Genomic DNA, 17694 nt, shown 5'->3' with positions numbered 1-17694 from the left:
GCTGAGACGCGGACGGATCGGCCAGCGTGTATCGCCAGCCGTGTCCCGCGGGCGTCCAGCACCGCTATGGTTCCGGTAGGTGCGCCGGGAAGTCTGGTCGGCAGGGGTCCTGCTGCCGTGGCCGGAGGTTGGCGCATGTTGGAGATGTCGCGGTTGGTGTGGCCGCCGTTGTCCTGGCGGGCCGGGTGAACGCGCCGCCGGTGCGGATGGACAGCGTGGTTCGGCGGGTCGGCTCCCGTGGCGTTCATCGTCTCGACATGACGGTGCAGGCTGGCGAAACGTTGGCCCTGGTGGGTCCGTGCGCGGCGGGCAAGACGGCCATCCTGCGACTGCTGTTGGGGGTAGATGAGCCGGCCAGCGGCGTGGTGCGGGTGTTCGGCGGCCGAGCCAACGATCCGTACATCCGCCGCCGGGTGGGTTACGTGCCGGCACGGATCGCGGTAGACCCGCGCTACACGGTGCGGGATTTGCTGGATTTCTACGCCGTCTTACACGGCGGTCACGACCGAGTGTGGGTCGAGGCTCTGATCGAACGGTTCAGCGTCGATCCCGGTGCGCGGATCGGTCGGCTCAACCCCTTTCGCCGTCGGATCGTCGGGATCACGGTCGCGGTGGCGCACCGTCCCGGTCTGCTGATTTTCGACCAACCCGCCGAACCCGCACCGCCATCGCTTCGTGCCAGCCTGCACCAGTTGATTGCTGAGCTCACCGCCGCCGGCGCGGCCGTTGTCACGGCTACCCGAAGCCTCGACCACATCGACACCGCCGCCAACCGGGTGGCCGTGGTGGACGCAGAACCTGTTGACGGCGTTGCCCGGGCCCGGCACACCGACGCACCGTCTACGGCGTCCGGATGGCTCAGCTCGGCGTAGCGGGGCTCCGTCGACCGACCCATCCGCATCCGGTATTCAACGCGTCGGCCACCCGATCAGTACCGGCCCGGACTGCGCGAGGCGGTCGCGGTGGCCAACTCGCCCTGCGCGGGCTCCTACCTGGGCCGTTGGGAGACGAAGTCATGGCGAGGTCGGCCGTGTGCGTTGCGTCGGCTGCCGGGGCAGCATACGTTGGGCACAGGTGTGCCGGGAAGGCTGGTCGGCGGTCCGGCAGGAGGCTGACCCATGGCACGGGCACGGCAGCTCGCCTCGAACGGCATACTCCACCCGCCGGCGAAGGCGGCAAGGTCCGCCGCGCTCTGCCTCGCCTGTGGACAGATCGTGAACCCCGAGCCCACCGTCATCAGCGCTCGAACGATCCACAGCGGACGCCAGCCGACTACCACATCGGGATCACCCCCAGGCCTGGCCGCCTCGCCGAGGCCGGCAGGTAGCGGACCGGGAAGTGGCCGGTGACTGGGATGCGTGAGCCTAGGTGGTTCCTCAGCACGCGACCTGGTCCCTTTGAACTGACCGTGGGGGCCGCGGCCATGGTCGCGGCCACCGTGGCGGCCGAGAGCTTCCTCGCGCCGCAGCAGGCGTCCGGACGCCTGATCACGGTCGTGGTCGCCGCGGGTGTCTGCGCCGCCGTGGTGAGCCGGGTACAAACCGCCGCCGCCGTCACCGGGCTGGGCTATTTGTTGTTCGTCGGCTTCCTCGTCGACGGTACCGGCGAGTTGCTCGGGCAAGGACTGCTTGGGCAGGGGCAGCTTCTCGCCTTCGCCTTCGCCGCCCTGGTCGGTGTGGGTTACCGCCGGCTCCGGGCGGTGCAAGCCGATGCCGCCCTTGACGCAGAACTGTACGACCTGCTGGACAACGCGGAAAAGACCGGCGACGATGACCAACGCCCACCCGGCTGATGTTGACCCTGTCGGCGACGACCGGGCTCATCGTGGCCACGTACGGGATGTCGTCCGCGATCGCGGACAGCACCGCCGGGCCCACAGCAGCACCATCGAGGCGGGAACAGCCGCCCCTTCGGTCGCGTCGGTGGTAGCGCGGAGGATTCTTCGATGACGCCGGTGTTGACCAGGGCGTCGACTATGACGAACAGGCCGGCGAAGAACACAACATCGGCCATTCCACGTCCCGGGCGACGTCGCCGGCTTCGCGCCGGGACCGGACCAGCAGCACCCAGCCCGCCAACGATCGCCACCACCGACAGCTCAGGTGCAGCGCGGTGGCAGCACGAACGCGGCGGTCACCGCGGCGCGCACGACCGCGCTGACCACGGGCAGGCGGGTTTGCGAGCCGCGTCGCGTTCGGAGGGTGCCGACCTGCGCGGCCGGCCGCGCGGGTCGTACCGGAACGCGGCCCGGAACAGGATCCGGCACAGCCCGATGAACACGACCAACGGGAGCAGCACGAGCGGGGCGGGATGGGTGAGGGCGTCGTTTTGGGACGTGCCGGAGCGGCTGGCGAAGATGATGCTCGGCCGGTCACCGACCAATGTGGAGGTACGCCGATATTGGAGGCAGGGACCTCGGCGATCAGGAACGGGTGGCCGGTACGCCGAGCCGCTCGCAGGCCAGGAACGTCAACGGGGCGTGGGGTCGCCCTGGCAGGACGACGGGAACGCCATCCCCCGGCACCTGCGTGCCAGGCAGGATCGTCTTCGGTCGGCCGGCGTCGTCGACCACGATCAGCCCGGGGCAGGGTTCTACCCGGCCAGCAGCCGGGCCACCGCTCAACGGCGGTGTGTCCACTGCGACCGCTCGGGAACAGCGCAGCCACGTCGTGGGCCCGCACAAGCGCTGCCCGGTCGAGGTGGTCACGACAGCTACGACGCCGACCCGACTTCCGGGCACACCTGGCGATCACCCCACCCGGCCGGCGGGTAAGGCCACCAACCTTTGATCGGTGGACCGGCGGCCGGCGCGGCGGAGGAGGGGGATGCGCGCCGGCCGCCGGAGTCATCCGCAGCCGCGCGCCGCTTTCAGGATCGCCGCTGCGGCGTGCTCGTCGCCGAGCTCGCTGGACAGGTACACGACGATCCGACCGGCGGCCGGGTCCACGGCCAGCAGGTTGCCGCCGAGGGCGCCGACGCCCCAGCTGCCGTCGTCCTCGATGATGACGCCCAGACCGCGGCGGACCGACCGGTTCAACACCAGGTCGTACCCCTCGATGTGGACCCGTCCGAGGTCGGTGGCCAGCACCGGATCGAGCAACGAGGCGTTCTGGTGCCGGCTGGCGGACAGCACGGTGGAGAAGAGCATCGCGACCGAACGGGCGGTGCCGTAGATGTTCACGGCCGGCAGTGGGGCGCCGCGGCAGTACGCGCTGTTGATGACGTCCGGGTCGAACGCGCCGACTGGGCAGTCCAACGCCCGCTGGCGCGGCGTGTAGGGCAGGCCGAGCGTGCGCGGCAGCCACTGCTCGTCCGCGTGCCGCACCTGGGCGGCGCGGGTCTGCTGTTTCGGGTTGAGGCCGAGGGCGAGGTCCAGCTGTGCCGGGCGGGCGATCTCGTCGCGCAAGAACACCCCCAGGGTGCGGCCGTCGACCTGGCGGACCAGCTCACCGACCAGGTGCCCGTAGGTCAGCGCGTGTTCGGCGACCGCTGTGCCCGGCGGCCACAGCGGGGCGGCGTTGGCCAGGTCGTTGACCAGGATCTGCCAGTACGGGATCAGCCGGGCCGGCCGCGGAATCGGGAAGGCCGGCAAGCCAGCGCTGTGGGACAACAGCTGCCGCACGCTCACCTGGTCCTTGCCGGCGGCGCCGAACGCCGGCCAGTAACGGGCCACCGGGGCGTCCAAGTCCACCAGCCTGCGGGAGGCCAGCATGAGCACTGCCAGCGCGGTGACGGCTTTGCCGAGGCAGAACAACGGTGTCAACGTCCGCGCCGACCACGGAACACTGCGCGTGGGATCTTGCCAGCCAGCGTGCAAGTCCAGCACCAGCCGCCCGTCCTGGACCACGGCGACGGCCGCGCCGGCGGCACGCCCGGTGTTCATCTGATCGGCGAAGGCGTCACAGACCGCGCTGTACTGGCTGTCGACCCACCCACCCATCGCGACCCGGCCGTTCACCGGGCACCTCGAACGCACCATCTGGCCGGCATCGGCATAACCCCCGCACGGTTGTGGCCATGCCGACCAGGCTTCCCGGCGCACCTACATTGCAGCCTACCCGAAGCTGATCGGCCCGATGTCGCCGTCTGGCGGTTTCGGCCCGGGGAAGGCATCGCGGTTCGGTTGGTGGGCTGTGTTTCGGTGTGGCGGGCCGTAGGCTATGGGTTAGGTGCGCCGGGAAGTCTGGTCGGCAAATGTCAGGCACGTCCCCCGACCAGCGAGGCCACCGATGACGATTTCTTCGCATACCCCGGTAGCTGTCGCGTCGCGCGCCGCCGGCAGCGCGTCGGTCGGGTCACCGTGCATCACAGCCAGCGCTGGAGGTGCGACATGCTCACGCCCATGGATGACCTGATCGGCCGGCATCTGCGCGACAGCGGCAACCAGCCGGTCGGGAAGATCACGGCTGTCTACCAGTACCCCACTGACATGAACGCCCCATGGGGCGCCGTCGCGATCAGTCACGGCCTGATCCGGCGCTCCACCCATCTGGTCGACCTCGAGCAGGCCGCTCTGGAGGGGGAGGCGGTGCGGGTGCCGCATACCCGCCAGATCATCAACACCGCCCCGAACCATCCACCGATGGTCGGTAACACCCTCGCCGACCACCATGCGGTGGAGGTTCGGACCCACTACTGGGGCGCCGCACAGCCCGCTTGACAGTCTCACCGGCCACGTCTGGGCCTGGCCGCGACGGCGGTCCGCCCAGGCGGACCACCGCCGTCGACGCGTGCGCGCTGGCGGCGCAAAGCCGTGTTCCGAGGGGTACAGCGCCAGCCTGGCCCGTCGCGGCCGGCTGGCGACTGCTCGCGGCCGCTGGCGCGCAGGCGTAGCAGGCCGCGTACTAGCGGCGATGCGCCACGCACCGCCAGGTGGATGCCGGCCACGGCGCAGACCCAGTTTCCGGCGACGAGGCAGTCCACGGCGGCTGGGTCGACGTGCTCAACGTCGCGCAGGTCCACGACGGCGGCGGTGTCCGCCGCGTGTGTGGTGATCGCGGCGTGTAGTCCGGTCGCCGCCGGTTGGTCCAGGGTGCCGCGTAGCGCGAGCACCACCTGGCCGTCCGCCGGATACACGTGCGTCACCGTGCCCAAACCCGGACCAGGCGCGGGACGGCGAGCCGCCGTGACCCGTCCATTCGAGGAGTTGCATTGTGGACAGACGCGCCAGCGGCGGCTCGCCCTTACCGTGCTCTACAAGGTGGGTCGGGCCCGCAGCGGCTACACGGCCGCCAGAATGAAGCCATCAGCGCGGAGGCCGTGACGAGGGCCGAACCGGTCATGATCAAAAAGAGGGGCCAGCTGGCGCGTCCGGGCTCGCTGCGGGGCCGGGGGCGGTGTGAGGAAAATGGTGCGTGGCCCGCTTGCGAGCCGCTCGCTCCACGGTGGAACTCGGTCCGGTCGCCAGCGGGCCGCGATCAGATGCACGGCATGCGGGCCCAAGGCCGCCGCCCCACGCAACGGGGCCGGCCGCGCGGCACACCGCGATCGCCCGCACGACGCGTGTGTCCTCGACCGGTACCGGGGTGGCAGGCCGTTAGCGCAGTCACGGTGCCGCCTTCGACGCCGCAGATGACGCCGAGTCAGGGCCGCCGCTGGGAGGGCGGCGGCGTATGTGATGCCAGGCAGCAGTGCGGGCCGGGTCGAAGGTGCGGGCGACGAGGATATCGGTCGAGGAATGCGCCACGACCGACAGCACGATGGTGAGCGCGACCAGGTGGAACACCTCGTCGCCGGCGGTGATGCCGGACTCCAGGACCAGCAGCCCGTAGACCACCGAGGCGAAGCCCTTCGGCCCGAACCACATCGCGGCGAACTGCTCGGTCCGGGACAGCCCGGAGCGAAGGAACGACACTCCGAGCGCGACCGGCCTGGCCACCACGATCGCCGCGATGGCGAAGACCCAGCCGGTCCAGGAGATCTCGCCCAGAAACTGGATCGAGATGAGGGCGCCGAAGACCAGCAGCGCGGCGAGCTTGAACAGCTCGGCCATCAGCTCGCCGAAGTGTTCGAACGCCTCCCGCTGGCGGGGGCCGAACGTGGCCACGGTGATCCCGGCGGTGAACGCTGCCAGGAACAGGTTGCCGTGCGTGACCGTGCCCAGTGCGAGGACGAGCAGGCCGATCGCGACCGCGTTCAAGGGCTCATAGGCGGTGGAGGCGGCGAAGAACCGGGTCTTCTCCAGCCGCAGCGCCAGCCACGGCACACCTACCCCGATTACGACGCCGACCGCCAGCTCGAGGCCGAGCTCACCCAGATGCAGATCCTCGGAGCCGGCCGCGATGGCCAGGAACAGGACCACGAACGGCAGCGCGAGGCCGTCGTTGACGCCGGACTCGACATTGAGCAGGTGCCGCAGCCGGGCCGGTACCTTGTCGTTGCCGACTAGTGCGGCGGCGAAGACCGGGTCGGTCGGGGCTAGGACGGCTCCGATCAGCAGCGCTTCGGGCCAGTCGAGGCCGGCTATGTAGTGGGCCAGCAGCGCGGTGATGAGCAGGGTGAGTGGCAGTCCCCAGCCCAGCGCGCGGCCGGGCAGCCGCCACGCGGTGCGCAGATCCGCCCAGCCGACCCGCATCCCGTCGGTGAACAGCACCGCGAACAGGGCCAGTTCGGCCAGGGTGGCCACGATCGGCGAATCGGCGCGCAGATCGAGCACGCCGAGGGTGTCCGGGCCGAGCGCGAACCCGGCGACCAGGAAAAGCACCGCGGTGGACAGGATCGTGCGGTGAGCGAGGCTGGACAGCAGCACCGCCGCGAGCAGCACGAGCGCGAAACACAGCAGCAGCACCGGGGCGCCTTCCGATCTGGGACATGACGGTTGCAGGTGCCGACCAGACTTCCCGGCGCGCCAAGGGTATTCCGCTGGTCATCGTACGGGTCGCCGAGAAGACTGTGGGGCCCCCGGTCGGCCGGGCTGCTCGCACACGGCGGTAGCCAGCCATCCCGGGCTGGCGGCCGTAGCATGTGAACGAGGAGATGGTGCCGGTGGCCGTCGAACCTGCTCGCAGCGGATCGGACCCTGCGCCGTACCGGCTGACCGCGGTGGTGGTGAGCGTGGCCGAGCGAACCTCGCGCCACACCGTCGCCGCCATCCTGCTGCAGGACTCCGGACCGCCGCGGGTGGTGCCGGGCGCCTCGATCGCGATGCGGCCGCTGGCACCCGCGCAGTGGACGATGCCGGACGGTCGAACGCGTACCGGGCTGGTGGCAGCCACCCCGCAGCAGCCAGCCGGCACGGCGGTGCGCATCTGGGTCGACCGCGCAGGCGGTCCCGTGCAGGCGCCGGCCACCGCCGACGAAGCCGCGACCCGGGCCGCCCTGCAGGCCGGGTTGGCCGCGCTGAGCTGCGCGGTCGTCATCGGCCTGCTGGGCAAGGTCACCAGCACAGCAGACCGTCGGCGCCGGTACACGGCGATAGACCGCGAATGGGAGCAGGTCGAGCCGGGCTGGAGTGGCCGACGCCGCTAGCCGCCGCGACACACAGGCGGGCGCGAAGGTGCCGGCCCGCGATGGTCGGGCGCCTCGATCCGTCACGAATCGGACCAGCCTGCGCTAGGAAGACAGTGCCGCGCGCTGAACCGCCGCTAGCTCTTGGTCCAGGTGCGCCGGGAAACCCTGCTCTCCACGGCTGAAGGCCGACGCGATGGCCCGGACATCACCGCACGGCGGGCCGCACCGCGCCTGGGCCTGGCCGGAGGAACGGCGCCTCCGGTTCTGGTGTCGACGGGTTGGTCGAACAATTCGTCGCCGGCTGCTCCTCGGCCAACGTGCCCGGCTGGCGCCGGCGCGGATCGCGGCGAGACGGCCCGTGTTGCTGACAGCGTGACGACGAGGACATGGACGTGCGGCCGCCGGATGGTGGCGATCTGGCCGGTTGCCTTGACGCCGTTGAGCTGGGATGGCTGCGAGGACCACATCGGGGTGTCGTTCGTCCTCATCCGTACCGGTCGACGAGCCAGGTGGAGAACATGAGGTCTCAGGTGGCCTGAGTCACAGCAATGCCAGCAGGAGCACAAGGCCGAGGAGCAGCACGACCCACCACACCATCAGATGTGTCGACCAGCCCACCGCAGTCTGTCCCCCCGGCCGCAGCGGCCCTGTCCCAACCTCCCAAACCCGTGCCGCGTGACGGCGTACCGGGGTGGCGAGCATACGAACGCGCACCGCGCCGTCGTTGACGGCGTGCCAGCCCGACGGCAGCATTCGGCGGTAGACCACGTCGAAGTCCAGGTTCACCGACCGGACCTCGGGCGGATAGAGGCCGGTCCGGACCAGCACGGTGAAGGCCATCGAGGCCAGCAGCAGCAGCTGCAGCTGGTTGATCACGTGCGGCGTCGTGTAGGGCACGTAGTCCATGTCGTGGGGCAGGATCCCGTACAGCAGGGCCGGTGCCACGCCGATCGCGACGCAGACCACGGCGGCCAGCGCCATCGCCGCGCGCATGTTCACCGGGGGCTCGGCGACGCGGTAGCCGCGGTCGTGCGCGAAGAAGGCGAAGTAGGGGATTTTGATGCCGGCGTGGTGGAACACGCCGGCGGAGGCGAACAGCAGCAGCAGCCAGATCACGGTCCGGTGTTCCTGCGCGACCGCCTCCAGGATCAGCGACTTTGTCGCGAAGCCGGAGAACAGCGGGAAGGCCGAGATCGAGGCGGCGCCGACGATGCACAGCACGGTGGTTTGCGGCATCGATTTGTAGAGCCCACCGAGTTCTGAGCCTTTGACGGTGCCGGTCCGCATCAGCACCGCGCCCATGCTCATGAACAGCAGCCCCTTGAACACCATGTCGGCCACGGCGTGCGCACTGGCACCGTTGATGCCCAGCGAGCCGCCGATACCGACGCCCACCACCATGAACCCGAGCTGGTTGATCATGCTGTAGGCGAGCACGCGGCGTAGGTCGTTCTCGATGACCGCGTAGAAGATCGGGAACACCGTCATGATCGCACCGATCCACACCAGCGGCTCGGCGCCGGGGAAGCCACGCGCCAGGGTGTAGACCGCGAACTTGGTGGTGAACGCCGACAGCGCCACCGCGCCGACGATCGTCGCTTCCGGGTAGGTGTCGGTCAACCAGGCGTGCAGTACGGGGAAGGCGCATTTGATGCCGACCGCGAGCAGGATCAGCACTCCGCCGGCCCCGTCCAGCCCGAGGTAGCTGAACTGCAGCCCTTCGCCTGCCGTTACGCGGAAGACGATTCCGGCCAGCATCAGCAGTCCGGAGATCGTTTGCGCGACCAGGTAGCGCATGGCGGCGCGATGGCTGCGCTCGGTTCGGCCCGCCCAGATCAGCAGGGCCGAGGACAGGCCGGCCAGCTCCCAGAACACGAACAAGGTCAGCAGGTCCCCGGCGAGGGTGCCGCCGACGGCGCTGGCCGCGTAGACCAGAATCACCGTCTGCTGCACCGAGTCCCGTAGGTGCAGTGCGTAGACAGCGGTCAGCAGGGCGGCGATCAGGAACCCGGTGGCGAACACGCGAGACAGCCCGTCCACCCGCACCGGGTTCAGGACCAGGCCGAGGAACTCGAACGTGGCGCCGCTGCCCTCGGGCAGCAGCCACAGCACGACGAGCGCCGCGATGGGCAGCGCCACCATCAGGATCCGGCGCGGCCAGCCACGTAGCAGCGGCACGCCGAGCGCGCCGACCATCAGCAACAGGGCGGGGCTAGTCGTCATCGCGGTGCTCCGGCCGCTCGTAGTAGTCCTCGTCGCGTCGCAGCCACCGCCGCAGCCATTTGGCCGAGAGCACCAGCCCTACACTGCCGATGAATCCGTAGACCGGGTAGAAGTCGAACCAGCCCTCGAAGCCGAAGTGTGGATGCTTGCGGTAGAACAGGTCGGCGAGCAGCGCCAGGGCGCAGAGCACGGCCAGGGCGTACACGACGCGGGTCACATTGCGGGGGTCGTCCAACCAGCGAGGGTCGTCGTCGTTCACGGCAGCTCCAGAATCCCGGCCAGCGGTGCCAGCACTGCTTGCGCGCCGAAGAAGAGCGCGACGCAGCCGGCCGCGGTCAAGACCAGCGGCCCGGCGATGCTCAGGCGGGCCTCGCCGTGCGCCAGCGGGCCGGGCGGCGGCAGGAAGAACCCGCGCATCGGAATCGGCATCAGGTAGGCCAGAGCCAGCAGCGAGCCCACCAGCAGAACGACTAGCATCACCATCTGGTCGGCCTCGGCCGTGCCCAGCAGCAGCAGCCATTTGCTCCACGTGCCCCCGAGTGGCGGCAGGCCGACGATGGAGATCGAGGCCGCCAGGAAGGCGGCGAAGGTCCACGGCATGGCGCGGCCCAGCCCGTCCAACTCGCTCACGCGGGACTTTTTGGCGGTGATGTAGATGGCCCCAGCGCAGAAGAAGAGGGTGATCTTGCCGACCGCGTGGGTCACCATGTGCAGCGCACCGCCGGCCACGGCCACGTCGTGGGCCACAGTCGCGGCGAGCACGATGTAGGCCAGCTGGCTCACTGTGGAGTAGGCCAGGCGCCGCTTGAGGTCGTCCGAGCGGAGCGCGACCAATGCCGCGGCGAGCAATGTGAACGCCGCGACCCACATCATCGGTCGAGCGGCGCCGCTGCCGCTGAGCGTGTCGAGTCCGAACACGTAGACGGCGACCTTGAGGACAGTGAATACTCCGGCCTTGACCACGGCCACCGCGTGCAGCAATGCAGAGACCGGGGTGGGTGCGACCATCGCCGCCGGTAGCCAGCGGTGCACCGGCATTAGCGCCGCCTTGCCGATGCCGAACAGGTAGAGGGCGAACAGTACGGTGAGCACGGCGGTCCCGGCGTGGCCTGCCAGCAGCCCGCCGGGCCGAAAGTCGGTGCTGCCGGCCAGCAGCCAGGTCCACACGATCGCGGGCAGCAGCAGCCCGATGGATGTGGCCAGCAGCACCACGAGATAGGTTCGGCTCCCGCGCCTGGCGTCCGCGCTGCCCTTGTGGGCGACCAGCGGCCAGGTCGCCAGGGTCATGATCTCGTAGCCGATGAACAGGGTGACCAGGTTCGCCGACAGCGCGATCCACATGGCGGCCGTTATCGTCAGCGCGAAGAAGGCATAGAAGCGGGTTTGGTTGTGCTCGTTGTCGGCGCGCAGGTAGCCGGTGGCGTACACGGTCGTCACCGGCCATAGCACGGCGGCGACCGTCGCGAACAGCAGCCCCAGCGGCTCCAGGGAGAACTCGAGCGACAGTCCGGGCAGCCAGGTCCACAGCTCGAAGCGCAGGTCGCGGTCGACTTGCGGCCACAACCCGAGCACGGCGGCGGCGAGCAGGATGCCGCTGAGCAGCGACGCGCCTTCGCGCGCGTTGGGGTGGCGCCGCAACAGCAGCAGGGCGCCAAGGCCCAGCAACGGGAGGGCCACCGTGACCGGTAGCGCCAGAGCCTGGCCGGGTGAGGTCCATGCGGCGAACAGTTCACTCACCCCGGTTCCCGAGCAGGGCGTCCGCCGCGGCGTCGGCGAGGCCGGCCGGCACCGTCGGGTCGAGTCCGAAATAGAGCGAGGCAAGGACCAGGACCCAGATCGCCGCGACCATCGAGGCCGGTGGCTTCGCTGTCTCGCCGGGCTCCACCGGGTTCCGGAACCAGGCGATCTCGAGGATGCGCCCGATGTAGACCAGGGCGAGCAGCGAGCTGACCAGCATGACTACCAGCACTGGCCACTGGCCCTGGTCGAGCAGGGCGGCCGCCAGCGCCCACTTGCTGACGAACCCGGCGGTCGGTGGCACACCGACCAGGCCAAGGCCCGCGATCACGACAGCGGCGAAGGTCCAGGGCATCCGGCGGCCCAGGCCGGCCAGCGCGGTGAGCCGCACCGAACCCAGCCGCAGCAACAGCAGTCCGGCCACGCCGAACAGCGCCGCCTTCACCACGGCATGGTTGATCATGTGCAGGTAGCCCGCCGACACGCCGGCTGAGGTCGCCAAGCTGATGCCGGCCACGATGTAGCCGATCTGCGCGACGCTCGACCAGGCCAGCAGGTACTTGAGGTCGGTCTGAAAACAGGCGACGGCGGACCCGATCAGCATCGCCAGGCTGGCCAGCAATAGACCCACCGGACCGATCGGCATGGTCCCGAATACCAGGGTGGCGCCGAACACGGTGAAAGCGAACCGGCAGAACACGTAGATCGCGACCTTGGTGCTGGCCGCGGCGAGGAACGTGCTGACCGCCGACGGAGCTTCCGCGTACGCGGCCGGCAGCCAGGCATGCAGCGGGAACACGGCCATCTTGACCGCGAGGCCGACGAAGACGAACACCACCGAGGCCAGCAGTGCGCGGTTGCCGTCGATGTCGGCCAGCCGCCGCGCCAGGTCCGCCATGTTGAGGGTGCCGGTGACCGCGTAGGCCAAGCCGATGCCGATCAGGACGAACGTGGCGCCGACGGTGCCGATCACCAGATAGCGGAAGCTGGCCACCAGTGCCCGTCGCCGCCGCCCCATGGCGATCAGCGCGTAGGACGACAGCGAGCTGATCTCCAGGAAAACGAACACGTTGAACGCGTCGCCGGTGACCGTGATGCCCAGCAGCCCGGTCAGCGTGAGGCACAGGCACGTGTAGAGCAGGGGAACGCGTCGGGTGTCGATCTCGGCGGCGACGCTGCGCCGGGCGTAGACCGCAGCGATCACCGCGACGAACGAGACCAGCAGCAGTACCGGCGTGTTGAAACCGCTGATCACGAACTCGATACCCTGCGGCGCCGGCCAGCCGCCCACCGCGTAGCGCATCGTCTCGCCGTCGGCCCCGCGTACCGCCAGCAGCACGGCGCTGAGCAGCGAGCCAAGTGCCGCCAGCAGGAACATCAACCAGGCCGCGGTCCGGGACCGCAGCAGTAGGCACAACGGCGTGCAGGCCAACGGCACCAGAACCGGCAGCACGGGCAGGTGCGCCGTCACGTGCTGCCCTCGTCGTGGTCGCGTTCGAGCAGTTCCTCTTCCTCGACCGTGCCGTACGCCTCGAACACGCGGACGGCCAAGGCCAGCCCCACCGCCAGGGTGGCCACGCCCACCACGATCGCGGTCAGGATCAGCACCTGAGGCAGCGGATGGGAATAGGTCTCCACGCCCTCGGAGATGATCGGTGCGCTGCCGCCATCGACCTTGCCGAGGCTGATGAAGAACAGAAACACCCCGACTTGGAACATGGCGAGGCCGATCAGCTTCTTGAGCAGGTTGCCGTGGCTGATGACGACGTAGAGGCCGATCATCATGAGCGCGAAGAGCAGCCAGAAGACATAGTGGGATCCGATCACCGCGTCGTCCTCCGGCTGGCGAAGCTGAAGAAGATCGACGTCATGACCGCCGCGACCGTGATACCGATGGCCGCCTCGACCAAGAGGATTCCCAGGTGTTGTCCGGCCGCGGGATCGCCGGGGCTGAGGGTGTTGTAGTCGAGGAACGAGCCGCCGAGCAGCATGCTCACCACGCCGAGGCCGATGAACAGCACGAGGCCGAGCGGGATCAGCGACCACAGCACCGCCTTCGGCAGCACCCGCTGAGCCTTGTCCAAGCCGAAAACCAGCCCGTACAGCACGAACCCGGTCGCGAAGATCACACCGGCCTGGAACCCACCGCCCGGGCCGAAGTCACCATGGAACAGCACATACAGTGCGAACAGCAGGATGAACGGCATCAACATGCCGCTGACCACACGCAGCACCCGATAGTCGACCAGGTCGAGACTCTTACGCCAGCCGGCGTCCTCCGGCCGGGCGAGCGGCCCCAGCAGCAGCAGGACCGCCACCCCGGCGGTCACGACCACGACCAGCTCGCCGAGCGTGTCCAGCCCGCGGTAGCTGGCCAGCACAGAGGTCACCGTGTTCGGGATACCGATGTCCTCTTGGGACTGTCGCAAGTAGACGTCGGTGATGGGGTGGTTCTGCACCGGGGTGTCGGCGGCACCGAACCCGGGCAGATCCTGAGCGGCGTAGATGAGCGTGCCACCGGTCAGCACAGCAACGGCGGCACCGGGCAGCCGACGACGGCGCGGCGTGACCGTCTCCCGCGAACGGGTCAGGCTCAGCCCGCCGAGCAGCAGCACCGTGCTGATGCCGACACCGACCGCGGCCTCGGTGAACGCCACGTCCACCGCGTCCAACAACACGAACAGACACGCGGTGACCAGACTGAACAACGCGGTCAGCATCGTGGCCTCATAGAGCGCACGCATCCGCGAGACGGTCAGCGCCGTCGCGGTCAGGATCACAAGCAGGGTGACATTGATCAGCACGAACGTCGTCATCAGCGGCGTCCGTCACCTTCGTGCCAGATGGGAACGCCGTCCCGACGGGCGGCGAAGGCAAGCACGTAGGTCGCGGTCGGGCCCGTCAACACCAGGAACAGCATGATGATCACCAGGCGGACACCGGTCTCCCAGCTGGGTGTCCGCACCAGCAAGCCGAGCAGGATCAGGCCGGCACCAGCCGAGTCTGTGATGCCGGCGGCGTGGATGCGGGTGTAGAAATCCGGGAACCGCAGCAGTCCCACCCCGCCGGACAGGACATATACAGCGCCCACGGACAACAGCACGCCGCTGACGACGTCGAGCACGGTCAAGCCCCATCCTCCCCGTTCTGGCTACCGACCGGGTCGTCGTGGTGGGTCAGCCGCAGCACCGCGACGACCGCGACGAAGTTGACCAGCGCGTACAGGATCCCGATGTCCAGGAACTCCGGCCGCCCGAACAGGAACCCGGCGACCGCGACGAACAGCACCGTCTTCGTGCCGAAATTGTTGATGGCGAGGATGCGGTTGTAACGACCTGGCCCCACGAACGCCCGGACCAGCGCGAGGAGCATGGTGACCAGCAGCGCGGCCATCACGGCGAACATCATCGGCGCGGCTCCAGACGGCGGACCTGACGCAGCATCGCCCCGGCGCGCAGGCCCTCCACGCCTGACTCGTCCAGGCTGTGAACCTTGATGCTGTCGTCGTCCACGTCCAAGGACAAGGTGCCCGGCGTGAATGTGATCGAGTTCGCGTACACCACCTGCGAGAACACCGACAGACCCGAGGAAGGCGTCGAGTCCACCACCGGCCGCAGCGCCGGCCGCGGCGCCCACACCTTGCGCGCCACCGCGAACGCCGAGACAAGCACCTCCACACCCAGCCACGGCAGGTATCGCAGCAGACGCAGCACCAGAGGCAACGTGACCCCGTCACGCTCGACAACGCCGGCACGACGCCAGAGCAGGCACACCAGCAGGACCGACGCCGCACCGAGGATCAGGAACAGCACCTCGAAGTGCCCGGACAGGACCAACCAGAACACGACGAGAACGGGCACGGCCCGCAACACCGCCCGCATCGCCCCATCACTCTCGCCCGACCCCGCTGCGGCGGCGGCAGCACCGTCGGATCTCCTCACGCGAGGCCGCCGTCGTCATCGGGCCAACCGATCAGGCGAGCGCCCAACACCGCAACCTGCAAGACGAACGCATCGGCAGGATCGTCGGCAGCGTACCCCGTCAGCTGCTTGACCCGACGCAGCCGGTAGGTAACCGTCCGGACGCCGATGTGCAGGCGTTGAGCGGCGACCGTGGCGACCCTTCCAGCCGTGAAGTAGGCCGCCAGCGTCTCCAGCAGCGGACCCGGACCGAGCCGAGTCTTGCGCAGCGGCTCCAGCACCTCCACGACCAGTTCGAACAATGCGGCGCTGTCACGACGTAGCACCTGGTACACCAGCAGGTCGCGGGCACGAAGGACACGCTCGGGCAGGTCGAGACGGTCACCGATGTCCAGCGCATTGCGCGCCTGCTCGAACGAACGCACAGCGCCGCCTGGCCCGGAATGGGGTTGGCCGATGCCAACCCGCCAGGAGGCGTCCGGCCGCAGGGCCCCGGCGAGTTGGCGGACAAACTCCTCGGGAACCAGGTCAAGGCCGTGCGGCGCCAGGCAGATCAACAAGCCGTCCTTCGTACTCACCAGAACGTCCCGCGGCCCGAACTGGAACCGCAACCCGGACTCGACCGCTCGCGCCGCTGACCCGCCGTCCACAAAGGCCTCTGCCGCGCGCGCGGCGGCTACGACATGGGTTCCGCCGAGCTGCAGACCGTACCGCTCGGCACGCTCAGCCAGCCGCCCAACATCGCGCCCGTCGAGCAGGTCATCGATAAATTCACGGCGCAGCGACTCCTCCCGACGCACTACCCACCGCTGCACCTCCTCGTAACCTTCCGTCAACGTCATAACGGCCGCGTCCGCGGCCCGCAGCACCGACTCCCCACTCAGCCGCAACTGCTCCGGAGGCGCCGCACCCCGCACGCCCGGCAACAACGGCCAGACCAACCGAGTCGCCACCAGGTAGAGATTGATCAACCTCCGCATCGGTATGCCGCGTTCGGCCGCCGCCGCCCCGATCCCGCGCCACCGCTCCAACTCGTTCTGGTGAAGCCGCCGCCCGCTCTGGCTCACCTCGACCAGGGTTCGCAGGTAACCGTCCAGCAACTCGGCCGGCACCCGGTCCGCGTCGTCGCTGGCCTTCGCGGCCAGAACCGCGAGATCCTCGGCCGACAGCGGACCACCGGCGCCCAACCCATCCAGGGAGGCAACGATCACCTCGACCTGTCCTCGGTCGCGGCCGCCACCACCCCGAGCAGGCGATTGGCGCTGACGACCCCCAGGGTGCCGCCATCGTCGCCCTCCACCAGCACCAGAGAACAGTTCCGCCGCGCCATCAGCTCGGCCAACTCGACAACCGTCGCCTGCGGGCGGGCCACCGGTACCCGCTTGGCCACCTCGCCGACGACAGCACGCACCGGCGTGTCGACGAGCACCGCGCAGATCCGGTCCGCGTGCTCCTCATCGAACACCCGCGCCAGGCCCGGTCCATCGTGCAGATAACGCGGCAACACCAGCCTGACCAGGTCGACCGACGACAGACACATCACCACGCGGTCGTGTTCATCGACGACGACCAAACCCGGCCACCCATGCTGCGAGACCATCCGCAACACCGACAGGAACTCATCATCCAGCCGCACGGAAGGCAGCGTCTCCATGACATCGGCAGCACGCATAAACCTCTCCCGTCGCCGATCTCGCCAATGACGCCTCAACCCCGCAAACCCCAACCTTATGATATGCAGAGACTCCGAACCAATGACCGACACAGCCAAGCAAACGGCCTCGTTTGTTGCCGGCCGCCGGCAAGGTCACCCCCGTTCAGGCCCGACAGGCAGTGAAGCGATCGGAACGACACCCTAAGAAGCGGTAGCCCGTGTTCGGGCCGTCGGTCCGGCAGCGGGAACGGCTAAGGCGCACATCCAGCTCCGGTTCATGCGACAGGTCCAAACGCCAGGCCCTCGGCCGCCGCTGCCGCCAGCTCGCTTGGGCCCGGTCAGGTGACGGCGGTGAAGCGTTCCACCTGGTCGAACGTGGAAAGTGCTGGCCACTGTCTGACGCCGATCACGTGACGCCGTAGCGGGTGCGCCGGGCCGAGTCCACCAGGGTGCGCCCGACCGCGTCGGCGGCGGATCTTGCCGATGGCGTACTCGTCGTCGAACTCGATCAGGTCGATTGCCCTACTGACGATCAGGTGAGCGACCCGGTCGCCCATGGTGGCCTCGGGGTGGCTGACGTAGGTCGGCGCCGACCACGGACCGGATCTTGCCAAGCTTGGCGGTGATCGCCTTTGGTCCATATTCCGGTACGCCAATATCAGCCAGCGCGAGGACGGTCAGCACGCTGGCGCGGCCGCCCGAGTGCCCGGT

The 17694-nt window shown here is 69.2% G+C and carries 20 protein-coding genes; 4 read left to right on the top strand and 16 right to left on the bottom strand.

Annotated elements, in window-relative coordinates; translation table 11 throughout:
• Positions 1-257: 257 nt before the first annotated feature.
• A complete protein-coding gene (locus tag AC5L36_RS38635) occupies positions 258-872 on the top strand; it encodes an ATP-binding cassette domain-containing protein (protein WP_441223649.1) in 615 nt (204 codons plus the stop codon).
• A gap of 551 nt (positions 873-1423) precedes the next feature.
• A complete protein-coding gene (locus tag AC5L36_RS38630; RefSeq protein ID WP_441223648.1) occupies positions 1424-1792 on the top strand; it encodes a hypothetical protein in 369 nt (122 codons plus the stop codon).
• A gap of 341 nt (positions 1793-2133) precedes the next feature.
• Here the strand turns inward: AC5L36_RS38630 and AC5L36_RS38625 are convergent, their stop codons facing one another.
• The gene (locus AC5L36_RS38625) at positions 2134-2382 is read right to left on the bottom strand and encodes a hypothetical protein (protein ID WP_441223647.1); all 249 of its coding nucleotides are present in this window, start codon (positions 2380-2382) and stop codon (positions 2134-2136) included.
• A 463-nt stretch (positions 2383-2845) separates the two neighbouring features.
• Positions 2846-3958: a serine hydrolase domain-containing protein gene (locus AC5L36_RS38620; RefSeq protein WP_441223646.1), complete on the bottom strand. Its 1113-nt coding sequence runs from the start codon at positions 3956-3958 to the stop codon at positions 2846-2848.
• 384 nt (positions 3959-4342) lie between these two features.
• Between AC5L36_RS38620 and AC5L36_RS38615 the strand changes: the two genes are divergently transcribed.
• Positions 4343-4660, top strand: a complete 318-nt coding sequence (locus AC5L36_RS38615; RefSeq protein ID WP_441223645.1) for a hypothetical protein — start codon at positions 4343-4345, stop codon at positions 4658-4660.
• A 5-nt stretch (positions 4661-4665) separates the two neighbouring features.
• Here AC5L36_RS38615 and AC5L36_RS38610 read toward each other — a convergent pair whose 3' ends face one another.
• Both AC5L36_RS38610 and AC5L36_RS38605 read right to left on the bottom strand, forming a co-directional pair.
• Positions 4666-5085 carry an STAS domain-containing protein gene (locus AC5L36_RS38610; protein WP_441223644.1) on the bottom strand — a complete coding sequence of 140 codons (420 nt, stop codon included), beginning with the start codon at positions 5083-5085 and terminating at the stop codon, positions 4666-4668.
• Positions 5086-5545: 460 nt separating this feature from the next.
• Entirely contained in the window at positions 5546-6787 is a 1242-nt protein-coding gene (locus AC5L36_RS38605) for a cation:proton antiporter (protein ID WP_441223643.1), read from the bottom strand.
• Positions 6788-6978: 191 nt separating this feature from the next.
• Here AC5L36_RS38605 and AC5L36_RS38600 point away from each other — a divergent pair, with 191 nt between their 5' ends.
• The gene (locus AC5L36_RS38600; RefSeq protein WP_441223642.1) at positions 6979-7467 is read left to right on the top strand and encodes an Rv1733c family protein; all 489 of its coding nucleotides are present in this window, start codon (positions 6979-6981) and stop codon (positions 7465-7467) included.
• A 522-nt stretch (positions 7468-7989) separates the two neighbouring features.
• On the opposite strand, the gene AC5L36_RS38595 is transcribed toward AC5L36_RS38600, so the two are convergent.
• The 12 genes from AC5L36_RS38595 to AC5L36_RS38540 all read right to left on the bottom strand — a co-directional run bounded on the left by AC5L36_RS38595 (position 7990) and on the right by AC5L36_RS38540 (position 17597).
• Complete coding sequence (locus tag AC5L36_RS38595; protein ID WP_441223641.1) at positions 7990-9672, bottom strand: Na(+)/H(+) antiporter subunit D; 1683 nt, start codon at positions 9670-9672, stop codon at positions 7990-7992.
• Entirely contained in the window at positions 9662-9931 is a 270-nt protein-coding gene (locus AC5L36_RS38590) for a hypothetical protein (RefSeq protein WP_441223640.1), read from the bottom strand. Before AC5L36_RS38590 ends, AC5L36_RS38595 begins: the two co-directional genes overlap by 11 nt.
• A complete protein-coding gene (locus tag AC5L36_RS38585) occupies positions 9928-11409 on the bottom strand; it encodes a proton-conducting transporter transmembrane domain-containing protein (protein ID WP_441223639.1) in 1482 nt (493 codons plus the stop codon). The genes AC5L36_RS38590 and AC5L36_RS38585 overlap by 4 nt, the downstream gene beginning before the upstream one ends.
• Positions 11402-12880 carry a monovalent cation/H+ antiporter subunit D family protein gene (locus tag AC5L36_RS38580; RefSeq protein WP_441223638.1) on the bottom strand — a complete coding sequence of 493 codons (1479 nt, stop codon included), beginning with the start codon at positions 12878-12880 and terminating at the stop codon, positions 11402-11404. Before AC5L36_RS38580 ends, AC5L36_RS38585 begins: the two co-directional genes overlap by 8 nt.
• Entirely contained in the window at positions 12877-13236 is a 360-nt protein-coding gene (locus AC5L36_RS38575) for a cation:proton antiporter subunit C (protein WP_441223637.1), read from the bottom strand. Before AC5L36_RS38575 ends, AC5L36_RS38580 begins: the two co-directional genes overlap by 4 nt.
• Positions 13233-14225: a DUF4040 domain-containing protein gene (locus tag AC5L36_RS38570; RefSeq protein ID WP_441223636.1), complete on the bottom strand. Its 993-nt coding sequence runs from the start codon at positions 14223-14225 to the stop codon at positions 13233-13235. Before AC5L36_RS38570 ends, AC5L36_RS38575 begins: the two co-directional genes overlap by 4 nt.
• Entirely contained in the window at positions 14225-14533 is a 309-nt protein-coding gene (gene mnhG, locus AC5L36_RS38565) for a monovalent cation/H(+) antiporter subunit G (protein WP_441223717.1), read from the bottom strand. The genes AC5L36_RS38570 and mnhG overlap by 1 nt, the downstream gene beginning before the upstream one ends.
• 2 nt (positions 14534-14535) lie before the next feature.
• Positions 14536-14817, bottom strand: coding sequence for an MrpF/PhaF family protein (locus AC5L36_RS38560; RefSeq protein ID WP_441223635.1), 282 nt, complete (start codon positions 14815-14817; stop codon positions 14536-14538).
• Complete coding sequence (locus tag AC5L36_RS38555) at positions 14814-15290, bottom strand: Na+/H+ antiporter subunit E (protein WP_441223634.1); 477 nt, start codon at positions 15288-15290, stop codon at positions 14814-14816. The genes AC5L36_RS38560 and AC5L36_RS38555 overlap by 4 nt, the downstream gene beginning before the upstream one ends.
• Positions 15291-15346: 56 nt before the next feature.
• The gene (locus AC5L36_RS38550) at positions 15347-16540 is read right to left on the bottom strand and encodes a PucR family transcriptional regulator (RefSeq protein ID WP_441223633.1); all 1194 of its coding nucleotides are present in this window, start codon (positions 16538-16540) and stop codon (positions 15347-15349) included.
• The gene (locus tag AC5L36_RS38545; protein ID WP_441223632.1) at positions 16537-17001 is read right to left on the bottom strand and encodes a CBS domain-containing protein; all 465 of its coding nucleotides are present in this window, start codon (positions 16999-17001) and stop codon (positions 16537-16539) included. The genes AC5L36_RS38550 and AC5L36_RS38545 overlap by 4 nt, the downstream gene beginning before the upstream one ends.
• Before the next feature lie 320 nt (positions 17002-17321).
• Positions 17322-17597: a hypothetical protein gene (locus tag AC5L36_RS38540; RefSeq protein WP_441223631.1), complete on the bottom strand. Its 276-nt coding sequence runs from the start codon at positions 17595-17597 to the stop codon at positions 17322-17324.
• Positions 17598-17694: the final 97 nt, after the last annotated feature.

It is taken from the genome of Phytohabitans sp. LZ39, from assembly GCF_059359075.1.
Note: the sequence above shows the minus strand (reverse complement) of the source record. Positions and strands in the feature narration are given on the sequence as shown.

Excerpts from the sequence above, each read along its gene's own strand:
- AC5L36_RS38560 (WP_441223635.1), bottom strand. The coding sequence starts at position 14,817 with ATGATGTTCGCCGTGATGGCCGCGCTGCTGGTCACCATGCTCCTCGCG.
- AC5L36_RS38630 (WP_441223648.1), top strand. The coding sequence starts at position 1,424 with ATGGTCGCGGCCACCGTGGCGGCCGAGAGCTTCCTCGCGCCGCAGCAG.
- AC5L36_RS38545 (WP_441223632.1), bottom strand. The coding sequence starts at position 17,001 with ATGCGTGCTGCCGATGTCATGGAGACGCTGCCTTCCGTGCGGCTGGAT.
- AC5L36_RS38595 (WP_441223641.1), bottom strand. The coding sequence starts at position 9,672 with ATGACGACTAGCCCCGCCCTGTTGCTGATGGTCGGCGCGCTCGGCGTG.
- AC5L36_RS38635 (WP_441223649.1), top strand. The coding sequence starts at position 258 with ATGACGGTGCAGGCTGGCGAAACGTTGGCCCTGGTGGGTCCGTGCGCG.
- AC5L36_RS38555 (WP_441223634.1), bottom strand. The coding sequence starts at position 15,290 with ATGCGGGCGGTGTTGCGGGCCGTGCCCGTTCTCGTCGTGTTCTGGTTG.
- AC5L36_RS38615 (WP_441223645.1), top strand. The coding sequence starts at position 4,343 with ATGGATGACCTGATCGGCCGGCATCTGCGCGACAGCGGCAACCAGCCG.
- AC5L36_RS38570 (WP_441223636.1), bottom strand. The coding sequence starts at position 14,225 with ATGACGACGTTCGTGCTGATCAATGTCACCCTGCTTGTGATCCTGACC.